The sequence below is a fragment of the Nannocystis pusilla genome (genome assembly GCF_020073745.1).
Lineage (GTDB): Bacteria > Myxococcota_A > Polyangia > Nannocystales > Nannocystaceae > Nannocystis > Nannocystis radixulma.
Window position 1 is genome coordinate 724,002 of record NZ_JAIRAU010000001.1, and the last position, 16,193, is coordinate 740,194.

Consider the following 16,193-nt stretch of genomic DNA (forward strand, 5'->3'; position numbering starts at 1 on the left):
TGTTCTCGGGGACATGTGACGCGACAATGAATGCGGCTGTCCTTCAGGACATGTAAAGCTCGCCCGGGGTCAGACGTCGCGGTGGCGGACGGTGCCCTTGTGGAGGCCGCCGTGCTCGTCGCTGCAGGTCACGGAGACGCGGGCGAGGCCGACCGGCAGGCCGAGCACGCGGTGGGCGATCAGGCGGGCGCTGGTGGTGCGGCAGCGGGGGACGTGGCGGCCGTCGTCGGTGTCGACGGCGACGAAGGCGTGCAGCTGGCCGGCGTCGCCGAGCTCGACGACGAACGCGAACTCCTTGCCGTCGCCGGTCACGGTCACGGTCAACGAGCGGCTCGAGCCCCGGCGGTAGCGCAGCTTGACCATGCGCTCGACCATCGGCCCGAGCGGCTTGCGGCGGTCCTGCTCGGCGGTGTTGACCCACCACAGGCGCGCCTCGTCGAGGCGGGTCGCGCCGTCGTCGAGCCAGGCGTCGATCGCGAGGTCGAAGTGCGGCTTGCCGAAGTCACGCTTGACCCGCAACACCTCGATCCCCGGCTTCGCCGCGGCCTCGGCCTTCGCGCTGGTCGTCGATGTCGCGGCCGCGCCCGCGAGCGCGAGAATAAAGGCAGTCCAGCTCACTCGACTCGACCGTATCAACAGCCGGCGACGCCGACAACGCGGCTCCGTGACGAGCGCCGCGGCGAGTATTCACTATAGTGAATACTCGCGGGCGGAGACGTCGGCGGCGCAGTGGGGCGGCTGTCGCCGCGGCGAGCGCCGAAGCGCCAGACAGGCCGGCGAGGGAGGAGGCGAAGCGCCCGGCGATCCGTTCAGGATACTCGTCGCTCAGCGCGTGCGAGGTGTCGGGCACGGCTCGATCTCGCGGGCGAGAGCAGCCGTGCGCGGGCGGCGGCGCGAGCGGAATCGTGGTGGGCCGCGGCCGGAAACGACGACGAGCGCGAGCTCGGCCGCCGACCGCAGCCCGCGTCGTCGCGTACGGTGAGTCCTGCGAGCACCGGAGGCATGGCGATAAGGGCATGTTTAATAGGACATGTGTAAAGAAGCATGACTCATTGGTCAGGTCCTGGACGCCGGTTCGCCGGAGGCGGTGTGATCGAGGCTGCAGCGCCGTCGCGCTCGCTCCCGGCGACAGGCATGGGTGCGCTCGGCCGAGTGCCTCGGCGACGCTCGCGCTCCGCCCGACTGCCGCACGACCCGGCGAGGTTCGCTCTTGACTGTGCGGCCCGGCGGGTAGCTGTCGCTGTTCCGGGCCTCGCTGGCGCCTTGCCCGCGTGCCGGAGGCCGGGCGAGGGCGACGCGAAAGACGGCTCGCGGCGCTGGTTCGCTAGCGGACGACCCCGGCGGTGGATGCTCCGTGAGCGGGACTTGCGGGCGGCTCTGGTGCGCCGCACCGCGCCGGCGACGAGCGGGAGCATGGCGATGGGACGCCTGCGGCGTTCCCTGAGCGGCGCGGAAGCGAGCCGGGCGAGCGCATGCGCCCGCTCGCGAGAGGTTGGCCGGGCGGCCGGCATCGACGATGATGGGCCGGCGAGGGCCGATGAACGAGCGCACGCAGATGTCCAAGAGGACATGGCCCGATAAACAGGCGACAGATCGCCTCGAGGAGACCACCGCGCCGGCGGTGAGCGTGGGGAGCGTCGAGGAGACGGTGGTGCGGCCGGACAGCCTCGAGCGGGCCCAGGCCAGCGTCGCGGCGGTCGATGTCGAGCAGACGCGGGCGAGCGTCTCGGCCGACCTCGAGCGGACGCGCGTGAGCATCGCGCCGGCCGACGTCGAGCGGACCACGGCGAGCATCCCGGCCGGCGGCGAGGCGCAGCTGCCGGAGCGCACGCTCGGTCGCTATCTCATCATCAAACAGCTCGGGGCCGGCGGGATGGGGGCGGTGTTCAAGGCCTACGACCCCGACCTCGACCGCAAGGTGGCGATCAAGCTGCTGCACGGGGCGGCGGTCGGCGAGGCGCGCACGCGGCTGATCCGCGAGGCGCAGGCGATGGCCCGGCTGTCGCACCCCAACGTGGTGCCGGTGTTCGACGTCGGGGCGCACCGCGAGGACCAGGTGTTCATCGCCATGGACCTGGTCGAGGGCACCGACCTGCGCGCGTGGATCGCCACGCGGAGGCCGTGGACCGAGGTCGTCGACGTGTTCGCCCAGGCCGGGGCCGGGCTGGCGGCGGCGCACGCGGTCGGGCTGGTGCACCGCGACTTCAAGCCCGACAACGTGCTGCTCAGCACCGACGCCGCGACCGGCAAGCTGCGCGCGCAGGTGGCCGACTTCGGGCTGGCGCGCCGCGACGAGGAGCGCGAGGCCGCCCCGCGCCCGGCCGAGTCGGGCAGCGTCAGCGCCCTCGACACGCAGATCACCCGCTACGGCGCGATCGTCGGCACGCCGGCGTACATGTCACCGGAGCAGCACGCGGGCGTCGCGGTCGACCCGCGCACCGACCAGTTCAGCTTCTGCGTGGCCCTGTTCGAGGCGCTCTACGGCAAGCGCCCGTTCACCGGCGCGACGATCGAGGAGCTGGCTCGCAAGGCCCGCAGCAGCCAGCGCGAGCCGCCGGCGCGCGGCAGCGACGTCCCGGGCTGGCTGTACCGCCTGTGCCTGCGCGGGCTACAACCTGACCGAGAGGCCAGGTACCCGCGGATGGACGCGCTGCTGCACGACCTCCAGGCCGGGCGCGCGCGTCGACAGCGGCGGGTGCTGGCGCTCGGCGGGACCCTGCTGGCGGCGGCGGTCGCCGGCGGCACCGCGTGGGCGATGACCGGTCCCGGCGTGTGCGAGGGCGGGGCGGCGCGCGTCGGCGAGGTGTGGCACGCCGGCCGGCGCGCGGCCGTCGAGGCGGCGTTCACGGCCAGCGGCCTGCCCTACGCGGCCGGGGCGTGGGCCGGGGCCGCGGCCCTCGTCGACCGCTACGCGGAGGACTGGAAGAACATGTACGAAGAGACATGTTCTGCGACACAGGTGCGCGGCGAGCAGTCGGCCGAGCTGATGGACCTGCGCATGGCCTGCCTGCAGCACCGGCTGCAGGACCTGGGCGCGCTGGTCGACCTGCTCGAGCACGCCGACAAGCAGGTGGTGAAGCGGGCGTCCGAGGCGGTGGTGGCGCTGCCGGGGCTGCAGCGGTGCGCCGACGTCGAGGCGCTGCGCGGCGGGGCCTCGCGGCCCTCGGCCGACCCGGCGCGCAGCGAGGCGCTGCGCGAGCGGCTGCGGGCCGGGCGGGCCAAGGTCAGCGCCGGCAAGGCCAAGGACGCGCTCGCCGAGCTCACGACGCTGGCGACCGAGGCGGCCGCGCTCGACGACCCGAGCTTGACCGCCGCGACCCGGCTGGCGCTGGCGCGGGCCCAGCGCGAGTCCGGCGACGATCAGTCGGCGCGGGTCAGCGCGGCCGCGGCGGTGTGGCAGGCGGTGGCCGACCGCGACGACGAGACCCTGTGGGACGCGCTGATGCAGGAGATGTTCGTGCTCGGCTACAAGCTCGGGCGCAAGGCCGACGCGCAGCCGTGGTCCGACCACGCCGAGGCGCTGCTGCGCCGGCGCGGCCAGCCCGACCGCGAGCGCGCGCAGTGGCTGCACCAGGTCGGCATGATCGAGATCGCCGCGGGCGAGAGCGCCGCCGCCGAGGCGCCGCTGCAGGAGGCGATCGAGCTGTACGAGAAGGTCCACGGCGTGGATCACCCGCGCCTGGCCAACCTGATCAACAGCCTCGGAGCCTCCAAGCTGCGCGGCGGCTCGTACGACGAGGCGCGGGCGCTGTTCGAGCGCGCGGTGGCGATCGTCGAGAAGTCGCACGGGCCGACCCACCCCGAGCTGGCGCAGCCGCTCAACAACCTCGCCCTCAGCCTCGAGCGGCAGAACCGCTACCCCGAAGCGATCGCCGCGATGCAGCGCTCGCGGGCGATCCTCGTCGCCATCAACCCGCAGGACCCGATGGTCGGGCTGCTGCGGCAGAACATCGGCGGCATGCTGCAGCTGTCCGGAAAGCCAGACGAGGCGCTGGTCGAGCTGGCGGCCGCGCAGGCGCACCTCGAGGAGGCGCTCGGCGCCGAGCACCCGGCGCTCGCCGGCGTCTTCACCTTCATCGGCGACGCCCGCCGCGACCTCGCCGACTACCCCGGGGCGCGCGCTGCCTATCAGCGGGGCTGCGAGATCCGCGAGAAGGCCCTCGGCGCCGATCACCCCGAACTCGGGCTCTGTCTCTTGGGACAGGCGCAGGTCGACCTGCTCGAGCGGCGGCCCGCCGACGCCCTGGAGCACGTCGACCGCGCGCTCAAGAACGTCGCCGACGCCACCAGCGACCCCGGCGACCTCGGCCTCATGCACCTCGCGCGCGCCCAGGCGCTGCGCGCCACCGGGGCCGAGGCCGAGGCCGTGACCGCCGCCCGCGCCGCGCGCGAGGCATTGACGCGCGCCGGGGCCGCGGGGCAGCGCGGGATCCAGCAGCTCGACGCGTGGGAGGCCGGGCGGTAGCGGCGGGCCCGGCTCGATGATGTTCACGTGTTGCGTCGCGCGACTTCAAAGCATGTTCATAAAGACATGAACAAAAGGGCATGCTCCGAGGAGCATGCCCTGAAAGACCACAATTCGCGCGGGGCCTCAGCCGGCGAGGCGATAGCCCTCGCCGGTCTTCTCCTTGACCAGCCTGTCGAACTGCGCGCGGGCCTCGTCGCCGTCGGCGAACCGGCGCAGCTTCTCGCTGCCGGCCGCGCCGAGCTTGCCGAAGCGGGTCAGCACGAAGGCGGCCTGCGGGTCGAACACGACCTCCCAGAACTTGCCGTCGTGCTGGTAGCGGCGGCGGACGACGTCGGGGTGGCGGCGGGCCCCGTAGGGCAGGCCGCGCAGCTCGGGGCAGGCCTCGCCGAGCGCCGCCACGAACGGGCGGGCCAGCGACCCGGCGATGAACCACGCGAACGCGCCGTCGAACCACAGGTCGTCCGGCGGGCCGGAGACGTCGTATTCGACGAACACGCGGCCGTCGCCGCGCGACGGCGAGTTCGGCACGAACAGCACCACCGGCCGCTGCTGCGCGTCCTCGATCAGCACCTGCGCGCCGGCCAGCAGCGCGCGCACGCCCTCGGCCCGCGCGGGCGGCAACCCGGCCGCGACGGCCTCGACCGCGGCCGCGAGCGCCGGCCCGCGCGCGAGCGCGTCGTCGGGCCCGAGGAGCGCCAGGCCGCGCTCGCCGAGCCGCCACGCCAGCGGGCCGTGGGCCCACGCGTCGCGCAGCTTCTCCGGCACCTCGGCCCCGGCGGCGGCGGCGAAGCGGGCGATCGCCGCCTCGTCGGCGGGCGCGCCTCGGCTGACCGAAAGGCCAGGTACGGCGGGCGCCCAGCCCCACTCGCTCAGCAGCCGCTCGAACTCGGCGAACGCCTCGAGGTGCCAGCTCGGCGAGCGGCCGTCTTCGCGGGCGCGGTCCCGGAAGTACTCGAGCAGGCCCATGTCGCCCGGGCGGCGGAGGTTGTCCATCCACTCGATGCAGGCCACGCGGGCGCCGGGGCGCTGCAGCAGCGCGAGCACGCGGGCCTCGACGTCGGCCAGGGCCTCGGGGGTCTCGCCGAGCTCGTACACGTGGTCGCGCTCGTCGTTGTACTTGCCGTCGGGGAGCGGCGCGTAGTAGGTGCGCTGGACGCCGCCGCGCCGCGGCACGTACCAGGCGTCGGCGACGAACCAGTCCTTGGCCGGGTTGTCGGCGATCTTGCGGTACAGCTCGGCGCCGGCCTCGGGCCCGTCGCCGACGAAGCCGAGAGTGACGAAGCGGCCGTTGTTGGCGCCCTCGGACACGAGCACGCGGTCGCCGTAGCGGGCGATGTCGCGGAACTCGCCGGCCGAGGCGCTCCAGTGGACGACGTGGCCGTCGCAGCGCTCGGCGCCGGCGAGGAAGGCCCCGAGGTCGTCGAGCTCGCGGACGAACTCGAACTTCGGCGCGGCGACCTCCTGGCCGTCGAACACGTGCAGGCGGTCCTGCTTGTCGAAGAACCACACCTCGCCCTCGGGCGTGGTGAGGAAGCGGCGATCGATCGGCACGCCGGCGAGCTCGGCGAGCGCGTCGTCGCTGATCTTCTTCAGCGGCCTGGCGGCCTTGCGCGGCTCCGCGGCGGCGGTCGAGCCGGCCAGCACGCGCTCGAGCTGCTTGCGGTCCCTGGCCTTGAGCGACCCCCACGGGTCGTCGGTGCGGCGGTCGTAGTGCAGCTCGCTCAGGTTGGAGAACGGCGGCTCCTCGATCGCCTGCGCGGCCGCGTGGGCCTGCCGCACCAGCTCGTGGTCGCCGCTCTCGAGCCCGAGGCGGACCGCGTGCATCAGCACGAACTTGCGCTGGCCGCGGGCGCGCGCGTCGGTCGGCTCGGGCCAGGCGAGCACGGCCCGCGCGATCGCGGCGACGTAGGCGTGCGGCTTCTTCTTCGTGTCGCTCTCGAAGTCGAGGAGGACGACCGCGTAGCTGTTGGCGGCGTGGTCGCTGCGGGTGCGCTCGAGCTCGGCCATGATCGCCGGGTGCGCGGCGTCGTCGAAGGTCTCGGCGACGGCGTTGCACAGGTACCAGATCTGCCTGTGCTCGACGAACAGGCGCGAACGCAGGTGCCCGAGCGCAGCCTCGGTCTTGATGTGGCGGAGCGCGCTGTAGAGGTTGCTGGTCAGCTCCTTGTCGGTCGCGTCGGCGAGGAGCTCCGCGACGGCCGGCAACCCGCCAGGGTTGGTGAAGTAGAACAGGACGCGACCGGCGGCGTGGTAGACGTGGATCGCCGGGAAGACGTCGTCGTCGTCGTCGTCGTCGCCGCCGACCTTGGCCGGCTTGACGCCGAGGCGCGCGGCCAGCCGGACGAGGCGATCGGCTTGCCCTTCGGACAGGCGGGCGACGACCTCGTTGTCGCTGTAGGCGATGAACAACTTCGAGAGGATCTCGTCGCGCAGCGCGTGCCGGCTGTCCTCGGCCAGCGCGGCCAGCAACCAGTCGAAGATCGCCGGCTCGTGGGCGATCGGCGCCAGAGTCTTGACGAGGTCCTCCTTCCAGTCGTCGTCCATGAACCCGCCGCTCTCGGGCCGCAGCAGCAGGGCCTGGAAGGTCGGCAGGAGCGGGTCGGCGAGGTCGACGATGCCGTCCTCGCGCAGCTCGGCGAGCAGCTGGGCGAACTCGGACGGGTCCTTCAACCCGAGCGCCGCCGCCTGCAGGTCGGCGAGGGCGGCGCTGTCGTCGGCGGCGAGCAGGACGTCGACGGCGGCCGCGAGCGCGTCGGCGGCGATCTGGCTGGCCATGACGAGCAGGCGCCGCGCGAGCAGGAGGCGCTGCGCCGGCTCGAGGTCGCGGAGCTTCTTGAGCGCGCGCTCGCGTTCGTCGTCGTCCTCGCTGAAGATCTGCAGCATCAGCGGCCGCACCTCGGCGAGCGGGGCGATCCGGGCGGCGAAGTGCTCGACGCGCGCGCTGTCGCCGTCGCGCTCGGCCGCCGCCTTGGCGCCGTGCAGCAGGCCCCAGTGGTAGGGGTCGCGCGCGAGGGCGCCGTCGAACAGCTGGCGCACGCGCTCGCGGTCGGTCGCCAGCGGGGCCAGCGGCTCGAGCACGGCGGCCAGCAGATCGATGTCTGTACGTTCATGCATGTCCTGAAGGACAGCGTCGGTCGCGCGGCTGTGCGTCGCGCCGGCGCGGGCGTCGAGCAGGGCGGCCAGGGCCTGAAAGCCGAGCTCGACCCCGGGGGGTCCGGCGGCGACGAGGGCGTGCAGGCGATCGAGCGCGCCGGCGGCCTCGGCGGCCTCGACGAGGCGCAGGGCCTTGACGAAGCCGTGGGTGACTGGGTCGGCGAAGAGGGCGGCGATCAGGCGCTCGACGTCGCCGGGCTCGCCGTCGACGCCGACGCCGGTGTAGACGAGGAGCTGCGAGCGACGGGTGCGGAAGCCGGGCGCGGCGGGGATGTCGCCGTCGGGGGCGAGGCCGCCGAAGGCGGCGACGAAGGCGTGGACGAGCGGGTGCTCGCTGGCGGCGAGGGCGGCGACGACCTCGTCGCGGCGGGCGTGGTCGGCGAGCACACTGGTGTGCAGCAGCCAGTAGATGCCGAGGTGCGGGTCGTCGCCGAGGCGGGTGCGCTCGGCGGCGAAGGCCCTGGCCTCGGCGGCGGCGCTGCTGAAGGCCCGGTGCAGGTGACCGAAGGCCCGCTGGGCCATGTCCTCGTCGCTGTCGAGGGTCTGCCCGCGCAGCTCGGCGCTGCGGGCGAACAACCACATGAGCCACTGATAGCGGGCCAGCAGGTCGGCGGTGCTCGGCTTGCGCTCTCCCGTCGCCTTGAACTTGCGCGGGCGGAAGCGGGCGGCGATGTCGTCGTCGTCCTCTTCGTTGTCGTCGTCCTCGTCGGCCTCCTTGCAAGCCTCGCGGAAGGCGACGTAGTCGTCGATGCTGTCGAACCGGAGCGAGACCTCGCGGGTCTCGTGGTCCTGCCACCAGACCTGACCGCTGTCACGCAGGTCGGCGAGGTGGTAGTTATCCCCTTCGTCGTCGAGGATGTAGAAGCCGGACAGCGTCTTGTCGATCGCGCCGAAGTAGCCGAAGTTGCGCCCGAGGTGGGCGGCGACCAGATCGGGGCCTGACCGATCGGTCAGGCCCTCGTCGCTGGCCGCGAAGGCGTCGCCGTCGATCGGGAGGGCGTAGAACCTCCGCGCCTCCAGCACCTCCGGCGAGGCAGGTCCCAGCGCGGGACGCTTCGCGGGCTTGGCGGCCTGCTTGGGGGCGGCCTTCTTGGGGGCGGACTTCTTGGCGGCCTTCCTGGGGGCGGCCTTCTTGGCGGCCTTCTTGGGGGCGGACTTCTTGGGGGCGGACTTCTTGGCGGCCTTCTTGGGGGCGGACTTCTTGGCGGCCTTCTTGGGGGCGGATTTCTTGGCGGCCTTCTTGGGGGCGGCCTTCTTGGCGGCCTTCTTGGAGGCGGACTTTTTCTTGGCGGCCTTTTTCTTGGCGGCCTTCTTGGAGGCGGACTTCTTGGGGGCGGCCTTCTTGGGGGCGGCCTTCTTGGCGGCCTTCTTCTTGGCCTTCGCGGCTGCGGGCTTCGCCGACTTGTTGGCCTGTGCCTTCCTGGCGGCCTTCTTCTTGGCAGTGACCTTCTGCTTCGACTTCTGCTTCGCTTTCGGCATCGCGCGGGAGGATAAAAGGTGCGCGCGTGGACGTCACCCCGCCGTGCGCGACTCCGCGCCGCGACGGGCGAATCTTCCGGGTCGCTGCCCGGGTTCCAATACCTGTATTTTAGGACAGGTCGTCAGCGATGCGCGAGGGCGGCGGCGATCGCCTGTCCGGCGGTGCTGGTGGTGCGCAGGCGCGACAGGTCGACGCCGAGGGCGACCAGGGTACGGGCCAGCGGCGGCTGGATCCCCGCGAGCACGGCGTCGGCCCCGAGCAGCGCCGCCGCGGCGCCGATACGCACCAGCGCCGCGGTGGTCGCCTCGTCGAGGTCCTCGGCGCCGGTGAGGTCGACGATCACCGTGCGGGCGCCGTGGTCGGAGACCGCCCGCAGCAACGTGTCCATCATCGCCGCGGCGCCGTCGCGATCGAGGTCGCCGACGATCGGGACCAGCAGGACGCCGGCGGCGACGCGGATGATCGGGGTCGAGAGGCGGCGGATCGTCTGTTGCTGCAGCGCGAGCTGGACGGCCTGCTCGCGCAGCTCGGCCTCGCGGGCGCGTTGCTCGGTGAGGTCGCGCCACACGACCAGCAGCACCGGACCGTCGGGCAGGCGCACCGGCGTGAGCGTGACCTCGACCGGGAACTCCTCGCCGTCCATGCGCCGGTGCATCCACTCGAAGCGGTGCACGCCGCGAGCGCGCGCCGTGTCGTCCATCTCGATCGACTTCTCGCGCGACAGGCGACCGTCGGGCTGCCGCTCGGGCGAGAGCGCGGCCGGGTGGAGGTTGCGCAGGCGCGAGCGGTCGTCGCAGCGCAGCATCTTCAGCGCGGCGCTGTTGCAGTCGACGATCCCGGTCGGCGCGAGGATCAGGTGGGCGTCCGACGAGTGCTCGAACAGGACCCGGAAGCGCTCCTCGGCCAGGACCATGGCGGACAGCTCGGCCCGCAGGCGCTCGTTCTCCGCGCGCAGGGCCGCGAGCTCGTCGCCGGTGCCGTCGCTCATGACGGCCACGTTACAGAAACGGAGTGATCGGGCAAGCCGTGACTCAGGCGCAGACGAGCGACCTCGAGTTCGCGGTCGGCGAGCGCGCGCGAGGATGTCCTCGAGAACATGTCCCGCGAGGTCGCGGCCGCGCGAGTGATGCCGTCGCGGCAGCAGCAGGGGCTGGGCGTGGTCGAGGTCGCTGTCGCCGGGGCAGACTGCCACGAGCGCTGCGCGCCGGCCGGGCCAGGTCGCGCGCGAAGACGCGAGCCGTGGCACGTGCAGCGGTCGCGCCCGGCGGCGGTCCCACGGCGCGAGCGCGGATCGCGGAGGTCGGCGGGCGCGAAAAAAGCGCAAATGACATGTCTTTGAAGGCATGTCCTTGAAGACATGGCTGAACAGACTGAACCGCTCTAGGTCGGCATCGTGGTGTTCACTTGCGAGGCACTTGGCGAAAGCTTCTCTCGGAATCACAACATGTGCCGGTCGCAGGGGTCGTGGCCGCTGAAGTGCGGGCCGGTGAAACGCAGAGCGATGCAGTGCTCCCGCCGTCCGGGTTCGGGGGTTGATAGCCCTCGACGCGGGCCCCTGGGGGGCGCCGGCCCACGCTTCTTCCGGGTCGGGTCGAGCGCGCGTTCGAGTACCATGGCGCGCCATGACGGGCTCTTCTTCCGGCGGATCGCTCTCGCTTGTCCCGCTCTCGACGCTGCCCACGGAGACGAAGAAGCCCGCAAATCCGCACCTCATGATGGTCGGTCCCGCGGCGCCGGCGATCGGCGCTCCGATCTTCGCGTTCTCCGAGCTGGGCCACGACGGCTACAACATCTCGACGCTCGGCCCGCGGGCGTCACCGGGCGATCTCTGGATGAAGGCCTTGAAGCCGGCGCTGGCGATCGGCGGCGTGTTCGGCGGCCTGCTCGGTGCCGTCGTGCTGCTCGTCCAGCGGAGCATGGACGGCCTCCCGATCGTGATCGGGCTGATCGCCGGGCTGACGCTCGTCTTCACGTTCCTCTTCCGACCGAAGCGCGAGGGCGTGAGCGCGGTCGTGGGTAGCGATGGACTCGACGTGGGCGTGGTCGAGGGCGGCGACCTCTCGAAGATCGTCGCTCGCTACGACGACGACGAGATCCTCTTCTTCGAGCACGGCACGAACATCTACACGCGCCGCCCCGGCTATCCGAAGCCCGCGACTCCGACCAACGTCGAGATGGTCCTGCTCCTCCGCGACCGCGTGAAGCTCGGGTTCCTCGCGTCGATGAAGAGCGTCTGGAATTTCCGCGATCAGCAGGAGGGGCGCGCCCCCGGCCATCGCGCCGGCCTGTACTTCGCGCTGGTCGAGCACGGCTATCCTCGACGCACCGAGCATGCCCGAGCGCGGCTGCAACGCGGCGAGCCCGTCGATCTTCCGACCGTCGACGGACGGGTGGTGCGCATCCTGCCGGCGCCGGGCGTGGCGGGCATGCCGTGGGCCGTCGAATTGATGCGAGGTGGGGTGCGAGAGCTCCGCGTCGAACAGATCGCGCTGCGCGAAGGTCGGTACCTCCTCGAGGGCGAGGGGAGGCGCGCCGACTTCGGTCGTGATCAGCTCGGCGACGCGTTCGTGCTCGACAGCCTCGTCCTCGCGCCGACCGGCACCCCGATGAGCCCGCTGGCGGACAGCGCAGACGAGTGAGGTCGGGGTGAGGGCGCCGAGCGGCGGCTGCGCGGGCTCCGACAAGTCGGCGAGGCGCGAGCATGTCGGGTGACCGACGAGCGATGCGGCCGGCGTGGCGGAGAATTGGTAGAGCCACCCCCGAAGTTCGCCGAGGGATGGTGACGCCGAAAATTCGGTGCTTCGTCGCGCGGCCGCGAAGAGCCGCCGACACTGCCGTCGAGCAACCCTGGCGAACTTTGGAGCGGCTGAACGAGTACAGCCACCCCCGAGTTCGCCGAGGGATGGTGACGCCGAAAATTCGGTGCTCTCGTCGCGCGGCCGCGAGGAGCCGCCGACACTGCCGGCGAGCGACCCCTGGGGTACTTGAGGCGGCTGTACTAGGCGCCGAACAGGGCGAGGGCGAAGCTGATGTCGTCGGAGGCGGGGGCGCGGCCGCGGTGGGCGGCGAGGCGGTCCTTGAGCTGGCCTTCGAACCACTCGAGGTCGGGCTTGCGGCCGGTGGCGCGGCGGATGTCGGCGACCATCTCGGTGAGGCCGTCGACGCCGAGGATCTTGTCTTCCTCATTAAAACACTCGGACAGGCCGTCGGAGTAGAGGAGGAGCAGCTCGCCGGGGCGGAGGCGGTCGGTGCTGAGCTCGAGGTCGATGTCGAGGAGGCCGATCGGCATGCCCTCGGCGAGGCGGAGCTCGCGGATGGCCCCGTTCGGGCTGACGACCATCGGCGCAGGGTGGCCGCAGTTGACGGCCTCGAGCGCGCCGGTGCGCGGGTCGATGAGCGCGGCCGCGAGGGTCACGAAGGTCTCGCCGCTCCAGGTGTCGAGCAGCTGGCGGTTGAGGGTGTGGACCAGGTCCGGCAGCGACATGCCCTGGCGCACCGCGAGGTGGACGGTGGTGTGCAGGCCGGAGGCGATCAGCGCGGCGTCGATGCCCTTGCCGGCGACGTCCATGACGGTGACGAGGACGCGGCCGTCGCGGGTGGCGAGCGCGTCGACGTAGTCGCCGCCGACGCCCTTGCACGGGGTGAAGCCGAAGCCGATCTGAAGTGAACCGGAGGACATGTCCCGCGGGACAAGTCGGGCCTGGATCGCGGCGGCGCGCCGCAGCTCCTCCTCGAGCAGGGCCTGGCGCTGGGCCGCCTCGCGCGCCGACCAGGCGTCCTCGGCCTGGCGGTACATGGCGGACGCGAGCGAGGCGAGGGCGAGCCACTCGGCGGTGCCGTACTGGCCGGGGAACATGACGTAGAGGACGTCGAGGTGCTCGGCGTCGCCGCGGATCGGGCAGGCGACGGCGGCGGTGGCCTGGCCGCCGAACACGACCGACATCTGGACCATGTCGACCTTGCGCGGGCCGGCCGGGCCGGAGCTGGCGAGCACCGGGTTCTCGCTGGCGAGCACGGCCTTGATCACCGAGCGGCTGATCGGCGGCTCGCCGCCGGCGCCGGTGGGACCCGAGAGAATCTCGGGCGCGCTGGCGTCGGCGCGGAGGATCCGCAGGACCACGGCGGCGTTGCCGTGGAAGTGCGCGCTGGTCATCAGCTCGCACAGCCGGAGCATGCGCTGGTCGGCCTGCGCCTCGGCCAGCAGCGCGGCGCTGAAGCCGAGGACGCGCGAGAGGTGCGAGGCGTCGATCTTCGGCGGCCCCAGCTCCTGCAGGGTGCGCGCGGGCCCGAAGGCGCCGTCGGTGACGCTGGTGCGCGGGCGCGCGGCGGGGCGCAGCGGAGCGGGGCCGGCGTGGAAGACGAGGTCGAACTCGTCGATGCGCAGGACGTCGCCCGACTGCAAGGCCCGCTCGCCGGCGACGCGGGTGCCGTTGACGCCGGTGCCGTTGCGGCTGCCGAGGTCGCGCACGCGCCAGCCGGCTTCGTCGCAGATCAGCTCGGCGTGCTGGCGCGAGACCGAGGTGGTGTTGAGGACGACGTCGCAGTCAGGAGAGCGGCCGACGACGACGCGACGCCCGACGAGGTTGACGTTGGTGACGGGAGCCTGGCCCCGGCGGATCTCCAACCATCCGGCCACGGATCCACGATAAACCAAAAGCGCGGGCGGGGGCGCGCGGACGCTCCCGCACGGCCGCAGCCGCGGCCAGGCGGGCCCCCCGGTCCGGTGCAGCCGGGCGGGCGGGGGTTGCGGGGGAGCCGCTCGGCCTCGCCGGCGTGTTCGCGGCGAGGGGGCCCGGGCGAGGGACTCGAAGGCCCGGCGGTTCGCTGCAGGTGCACGCGAGGACCGGAGGTCGGCGCCCACGCGAGCCGCGACCGAGTGAGTCGCCTCCGCGCGGCGGTGACTTCGTGTCGCGCCGCGGCGCGTGGTGCGTGCGGGGGCAGCTCGGGGCCGCGGTTGTGATGCGGGGCGACGTCGGAGGTTGCGACGCGGAGAGCGGTGCCCCGGAGTGATGCGGAGGCGACGTCGGAGGTTGCGACGCGGAGAGCGGGAGTGATGCCCGGGAGTGATGCGGGGCGACGTCGGAGGTTGCGACGCGGAGAGCGGTGCCCCGGAGTGATGCGGAGGCGACGTCGGAGGTTGCGACGCGGAGAGCGTGTGATGCCTCGGAGTGATGCGGGGCGACGTCGGAGGTTGCGACGCGGAGAGCGGGAGTGATGCCCGGGAGTGATGCGGGGGACCTCGGAGGTTGCGATGCGGAGAGCGGGAGTGATGCCCGGGAGTGATGCGGGGCGACGTCGGAGGTTGCGATGCGGAGAGCGTGCGATGCCCCGGAGTGATGCGGGGCGAGGCGTGGTGGTCGTGGGGCACGACGAGCGACGCGGGCCGCTGCGCTGCAGGGCCCGCGTCTTCGGCGGTGCGAGGGATGGACGAGCGCGACGTCGCGTCGCGCCGGGCGGTCACTTGCCGGCGGGGGTCTTCGGGGTGAAGTACACCTGGCCCTGCGAGAGGGCGTAGGTGACCTTCAGGTTCTTGAGCAGGGGCACGTTGATGTAGCCGCCGAGCTCGAAGCCGCCGAGCTCGACGACCTGGGCGAGGCCGCCGTCGGGCGGGGTGTTGGCGAGGACGAGGCCGCCGACGCCCTTGACCCCGAGCTCGCCGAGCTTGGCCTGGTCGATGTAGACCATCTTGAGGCCGGCGTTGGGGTCGTCGAGCGGGTCGAGCTCGCGGGGCAGGTGGCCGCTCTTGAGGTAGTTCTTCTTGGCGACGGTGAGGGCCGTGCCGTAGGAGCCGCCGAGCCAGGCGTAGAACTGCTGGTCGGAGCCGTCGAGGACGACGGGGACGCTCGGGACGAGGAACAGGTGGAGGTCGAGCAGGAGCAGCGGCGAGGCGATCGCGCCCGCGGGCGCGCCGGTCGGCGGGGCGCTCTGCAGCTCGAGCGAGGCGTTGGGGAAGTCGAAGGTGATCGCGCCGATCTTGCTCAGGACCTGGCGACCGAGCAGGAGCCCGGGGGTCTCGCCGAGGCCGAAGGTCGAGAGGTCGTCGACGATCGCCGGGATGTTGGTGATCTTGAGGTCGCCGAACTTGACCTCGGGGACGAGCACGATGCTGGTCTCGGCGTCGCTGCCGAAGGTCTTGATCTTGGCGATCTCCTTCAGCTTGAGCTGGTCGGCCAGGGCCTTGTGGATCCGCGCCTCCTCGCGCAGCTCGAGCAGGAGCACCCGCGCATACTCGCCGCCGATCGTCGCGCCGGCGTGCTTGAGGCCCTGGGTCGGATCGATCTGCAGGTCGGAGGTGCCCTTGGCGCCCTCGACCTTGGCCAGCTCGCCCTTGCCCTCGAGCGGGCGCATGAACGCGGCGTGGCTCTGCAGCAGCGGCAGCAGCGGGTTGTCGGGCTCGATCAGCTTGAACACCGCGTCGAGCGTCTTGACCGCGTTGGCGGCGTCGAGCTGGGCGTAGTAGCTCCACAGCTTGATCAGCAGCGGGTCGATCTGGTTCTGGTCGGCGGCCAGGATCGTGTCCTGCAGCTCGATCGCCGACTTGTGGTCGCCCGCGGCCTGGTAGTTGCGGCCGAGGCCGACGGCCGCGCCGAAGTTCTTGCGGTCGAGCTCGAGCGCCTCCTTGAAGGCCTTGGTCGAGCCGACGTAGTCACCCGCGCGCCAGCTCGCGGCCCCGAGCACCGCGTAGGCGTCGGCGTTCTTCGACTCGGCCTCGAGCGCCCGCTTGGCCCGGTCGCGCGCGGAGGCCCAGCGGCCGCTGGCGAGGTCCTTGTTGGCCAGCGCGACCAGCGTGTCGGCCTTGGCCGCCTTCTGCGCCTCGGCCCGCTTGCGGTCGGCCTCCTCGACCGACATGCCCTTCTCGCCCGGGGCGGTGGTGTCGCCCTTCTTGCCGCACGCCGCGGTGGTGAGGGTCAGGGCGAACAGGCCCAGCAGACCGGGACGGAAGGACTGGCGAAGCGTACGAAGGTCGCGCGACATGAACTCTCCAGCCCGGGACGCAGGGGCCCCGAGCGGGCGGAGCATACCCGCGGGGGCGGCCGTCCAGCAACGCCCAGGCGCGGGGGCGGGGGCCGACGCCATGGCGTGGAAGGCCAC

7 protein-coding genes are annotated in these 16,193 nt (G+C 72.5%); 2 read left to right on the forward strand and 5 right to left on the reverse strand.

Annotated elements, in window-relative coordinates; all coding sequences use genetic code 11:
- Positions 1-69 precede the first annotated feature (69 nt).
- Complete coding sequence (locus tag K7C98_RS02875; protein WP_224189940.1) at positions 70-618, reverse strand: hypothetical protein; 549 nt, start codon at positions 616-618, stop codon at positions 70-72.
- Positions 619-1,555: 937 nt separating this feature from the next.
- Here K7C98_RS02875 and K7C98_RS02880 point away from each other — a divergent pair.
- Positions 1,556-4,465 (forward strand): tetratricopeptide repeat protein, encoded by a 2,910-nt coding sequence (locus K7C98_RS02880; RefSeq protein WP_224189941.1) that lies wholly within the window; start codon positions 1,556-1,558, stop codon positions 4,463-4,465.
- Positions 4,466-4,591: 126 nt separating this feature from the next.
- Here K7C98_RS02880 and K7C98_RS02885 read toward each other — a convergent pair whose 3' ends face one another.
- Both K7C98_RS02885 and K7C98_RS02890 read right to left on the reverse strand, forming a co-directional pair.
- Positions 4,592-9,100, reverse strand: coding sequence for a WGR domain-containing protein (locus tag K7C98_RS02885; protein WP_224189942.1), 4,509 nt, complete (start codon positions 9,098-9,100; stop codon positions 4,592-4,594).
- A gap of 122 nt (positions 9,101-9,222) precedes the next feature.
- Positions 9,223-10,089, reverse strand: coding sequence for a PAS domain-containing protein (locus K7C98_RS02890; RefSeq protein ID WP_224189943.1), 867 nt, complete (start codon positions 10,087-10,089; stop codon positions 9,223-9,225).
- Between the two features lie 634 nt (positions 10,090-10,723).
- On the opposite strand from K7C98_RS02890, the gene K7C98_RS02895 reads away from it, so the two are divergent.
- Positions 10,724-11,740, forward strand: coding sequence for a hypothetical protein (locus tag K7C98_RS02895; RefSeq protein ID WP_224189944.1), 1,017 nt, complete (start codon positions 10,724-10,726; stop codon positions 11,738-11,740).
- 359 nt (positions 11,741-12,099) lie between these two features.
- Here K7C98_RS02895 and K7C98_RS02900 read toward each other — a convergent pair whose 3' ends face one another.
- On the reverse strand, positions 12,100-13,737 hold the full coding sequence (locus K7C98_RS02900; RefSeq protein ID WP_224189945.1) for a SpoIIE family protein phosphatase: 1,638 nt from the start codon (positions 13,735-13,737) through the stop codon (positions 12,100-12,102).
- Between the two features lie 821 nt (positions 13,738-14,558).
- Complete coding sequence (locus K7C98_RS02905) at positions 14,559-16,076, reverse strand: tetratricopeptide repeat protein (RefSeq protein WP_224189946.1); 1,518 nt, start codon at positions 16,074-16,076, stop codon at positions 14,559-14,561.
- Between the last annotated feature and the right edge of the window lie 117 nt (positions 16,077-16,193).

Coding starts and splice junctions, on each gene's coding strand:
- K7C98_RS02880 (WP_224189941.1), top strand. CDS start 1,556: ATGTCCAAGAGGACATGGCCCGATAAACAGGCGACAGATCGCCTCGAG.
- K7C98_RS02885 (WP_224189942.1), bottom strand. CDS start 9,100: ATGCCGAAAGCGAAGCAGAAGTCGAAGCAGAAGGTCACTGCCAAGAAG.
- K7C98_RS02890 (WP_224189943.1), bottom strand. CDS start 10,089: ATGAGCGACGGCACCGGCGACGAGCTCGCGGCCCTGCGCGCGGAGAAC.
- K7C98_RS02895 (WP_224189944.1), top strand. CDS start 10,724: ATGACGGGCTCTTCTTCCGGCGGATCGCTCTCGCTTGTCCCGCTCTCG.
- K7C98_RS02905 (WP_224189946.1), bottom strand. CDS start 16,076: ATGTCGCGCGACCTTCGTACGCTTCGCCAGTCCTTCCGTCCCGGTCTG.